The sequence below is a fragment of the Deltaproteobacteria bacterium genome (genome assembly GCA_005879795.1).
Classification (GTDB): domain Bacteria; phylum Desulfobacterota; class Binatia; order DP-6; family DP-6; genus DP-6.
In genome coordinates, this window is sequence record VBKJ01000093.1 from 1 (window position 1) to 3,729 (window position 3,729).

Genomic DNA, 3,729 nt, shown 5'->3' on the forward strand with positions numbered 1-3,729 from the left:
CCTGCGCCACGCGGCTCTGCCAGTACAGCTCATAGGTGATCCAGTAGCGCGGTTGCACGACGTGCGCCATCGCACGGGCCTCCGCCATCACGCCGGCCGCGCGTTCCAGACCACCCGCGAGCAGACACGACTGCCCTAGTGCGACGAGTGCGACCACGAGATCCACCGACGCGCCGGCCATCTCCCGCAGGATCGCCACGCTCTCTTCGGCCACGGGACCGATCGCCGCCTGCTCGCCCTGTAGGGCCAAGTACGTCGCGAGCGACGACAGCGCGCGTCCCCGGGCCCGGGTACGTGCGGTGCTCCGCTCCAGCGCCGTCTCGATGCGCCGCCGGGCTTCGCGGTAGTGCCCCAGCCCGAACCAGAACCAGTGCAGCGCGGCGGCGAGCCGTAGCGTCTCTTCTACCGCCTTGGGATCCTGCTCGAACCAGTCCGCCGCGGCCCGCAGGTTGCCGATGTCCTCGGCCAGCCGCTCCAGTCCCCCCTCGGCGTGTTGGGGGAGCAGGGACTCCGCCGTCTCGGCGCGGGCGAGGAAAAACTGCGCGTGACGGCGCGACAGTTCCGCCGCCTCGCCCGCCTGCTCCAACCGCTCACGCGCGAACTGCCGCATCGTCTCCAACATGCGATAGCGCGCCTCGATCGCCTCGGTCTCGAGCAACACGAGCGACTTGTCCACCAGACCGCTCAGCAGGTCCAGCACGTCTGCCGCGGCGATCGCCCCTCCCGCCGCGACGGCCTCTGCCGCGTCGAGCGTGAATCCCCCGGCGAACACCGCCAGCCGCCTGAAGAGAACCTGCTCGGGCTCGGTGAGCAGGTCGTGGCTCCACTCGATGGTGCTGCGCAACGTGCGGTGACGCTGCGGGGTCGTCCGGCTGCTCGAGGAGAGCAACCCGAACAGGTCTTCGAGCCTGGTGGCGATCTGCTGGGGATCGAGGACGCGAGCGCGCGCGGCGGCCAGCTCGATGGCCAGGGGGAGGCCGTCGAGCCGCTGGCAGATGCGCGCGACCGCCGCCGCGTTACCGTCCAGCAGCTCGAACGACGGCCGTACCGCCTGGGTCCGCTCGACGAACAGACGGACCGCCTCGCTCTCGGCAGCCACCGCGCGGGTGACGGGCGTGCCGGCCCCCGGGAGACTAAGCGCCGGCACGGGCCAGGCGCGCTCGCCCCCGATCCCCAGCGCCTCCCGGCTCGTGGCCATGATGCGGAGCCGCGGGCAGCCCCGCAGCAAGCTCTCCACCAGGCGGGCGCACGCCTCGACCAAATGCTCGCAGTTGTCCAGCACCAGCAGCGCTTCCCAGTCGCGCAGCGCCTCGAGCAGGGCGTCCCCCGCCGCTCGGATTCCGTCGCGCCGCACACCCAGCGCGTCGGCCACGTGGTGCGGGACGAGCTCGGGATTCGCCAGGGGCGCCAGCTCCACCCACGCGACCCCTTCCGGGTACCGCGCCGCCAGGCGGCTCGCCACCTCGAGAGCGAGACGGGTTTTGCCGCTGCCGCCGACACCGGTAAGGGTCAGGAGCCGAGTGCCATGTAACAGCTCTTGGACGGCTGCCGTCTCGCGCTCGCGGCCGATGAAGGAGGTGAGTTGCGCGGGCGGCGGCGCGCCCACCGGAGCTTCGGGCGCCGCGAGGGCGGCGATGAACGCTGCCATCCCGCTGAACCGGTCGGCCGGCGCCTTGGCAAGGGCTCGGGCCAGCGCCGCGGCCACGGGTTTCGGGACCGCGGGCGCGAGATCCGTGATCCGCGGCGCCTCGACCGTCAGATGCCGCAGCAGGACGCTTTCCGCTGTCGTCCCGGTGAACGGCGGCTGCCCCGCCAGCATCTCGTAGAGCACGCAGGCCAGCGCGTATTGATCGCACCGCCCGTCCAGCTCCGGCTCTCCCAGCGCCTGCTCGGGGCTCATGTAGTCCGGCGTCCCGATCTGCTCGCCGGGCCGTGTCAGCGCCGTACTACGGGTGCCCTTCTTCCCCTCCGCGACAGCGCTGATCACCCGCGCGATCCCGAAGTCCGCCACCACGGCGTGTCCGGCCTGCAGCAGGATGTTCTCCGGCTTAATGTCGCGATGGATCACACCCCGCTGGTGCGCGTAGTCCAGCGCGTCGGCCACCTCCCGCGTGATATGCAGTGCGTCCTCGAGCGGCAGCTGCCTGTCGCGCAGCAGACGAGCGCGCAGCGACTGACCCTCGACGTACGGCATGACGTAGTAGAGCACGCCGGCCGCTTCCCCGGAGTCGTGCACCGCGAGGATGTGGGGGTGATTGAGCGCGGCGGCGATCTCGATCTCGCGCTGGAAGCGCTCAGTCCCGAGCCCCGTGGCGAGCTCGGGTCGGACCACCTTGACGGCCACTCTGCGGCGGTGCTTCAGGTCCTGGGCGAGATGGACCGTCGCCATCCCCCCTTCGCCCAGCGGGCGCTCCAGCCGGTAGCTCGAGCCGAGGGCCTCCGCGAAGTCTTCGTATTGCGGGATCATCGGCGGGAATATGCATCCTCGCCTTCAAGTCTCCAGGGTAGTCGTGCTCGGTCGCACGGCGCTGCTCGTCTCGCTCCTCCTTGGCCTCCATGTGTTGTACTTCGGGGAGCGATGAGCGTGGGCGATTCCCGGGACGCCGGCCAGTGCCATTGCCGTAGGCCCCGGCCCCTTCTCTCATTTGAGTGAGAGTTCCCTCTCCCGAAGGGAGAGGGGGCCAAGGGGTGAGGACTTACCACACGCGGTGCAGTCGAAGAAAGAGCCCCACAACGGAACTCGTTGCAGGGCTGATTCTTTGACCAGTCGGGACGGCGGGATTTGACGCGTCCGGCGCGAAGCGCCGGTGACCGGCGCAGCCGGTCAAGCGGAGCGAGGCCGCGCAGCGGCCGCAGCTCAACCCGCGACCCCCTGCTTCAGCGGTCGTTGCTTTTTCCGACCCCCTGAGGTTCAAACCAACACACAGCGACTCACTACACTCGAATTCATTCACGCGCCGCGCTACGCGGGCCGTGGTGGGCGCAGATTGTGAGAAGGCAGATGGGATATATCTAAAGCGACCACCTCCGGCACAGGCTCCTTGCCCGCGAGCCAATCCCGGACTTCACTTGGCCACACTCCAAGCTTCTGGGCGAGTCGCACTTGCCCCCAGGCGATGCGCCGTAACTCGCGCCTAAGTTGTGCGGGAGTCAATCGGTCCTCCGTCATGAGAGAGACCACCCTGTGAGCGCGTTCCTACGGCGCTTCATTCAAAGCACTCCGTATCCGCCGTCAGGCGACGTCCACGCGGGCTGCGACTGATGGAACAGGTCTAGCAGCTGCCGCTCAGTGAGCTCGGCGAGGGATGCGTCGGTACTCTTGGATCCCAGAGGCGAATAGCGAGTGAAGCGGCGCTTGCGCTCGGGGCCGGTCCCGAGTTCGAACAGCAACCCAAACTCATCCTTCCCATAAACGGTGATGCGGCCCGTGGGATAAACCTTCCAGATGCAGTTGTCTACCACGATGGTGGGTCGTACCATACCTCGGTCGGGGCCTCGTCGTCACGTCGGCACAAGCCGGTTGTTGTAGGTGCGCCTCCATCGGAGCCGTGAGGGCTCCCCGCTCGAGCGCCTCCGCGAGCGCCGCTGTGGCGGCGGCCCGATCAGCGTCTAAGCCTCGCTCCCGCAGTTGTTGGATCATTCGGGCGAGCCGGCGGGCGTCGTCGTGCGATTTGAGCCCTCCCGCGTCTGGCTCTGGCTTCAGCTTGTTCAGCTCCTTTACAAGGCGCT

The 3,729-nt window shown here is 68.8% G+C and carries 2 protein-coding genes; both read right to left on the minus strand.

Annotation, left to right across the window (positions count from 1 at the left end):
- A partial coding sequence (locus E6J59_04695; protein ID TMB21938.1) for a hypothetical protein occupies positions 1-2,467 on the minus strand: 2,467 nt, incomplete at its 3' end.
- Between the two features lie 495 nt (positions 2,468-2,962).
- Positions 2,963-3,181 carry a helix-turn-helix domain-containing protein gene (locus tag E6J59_04700; GenBank protein TMB21939.1) on the minus strand — a complete coding sequence of 73 codons (219 nt, stop codon included), beginning with the start codon at positions 3,179-3,181 and terminating at the stop codon, positions 2,963-2,965.
- Positions 3,182-3,729: the final 548 nt, after the last annotated feature.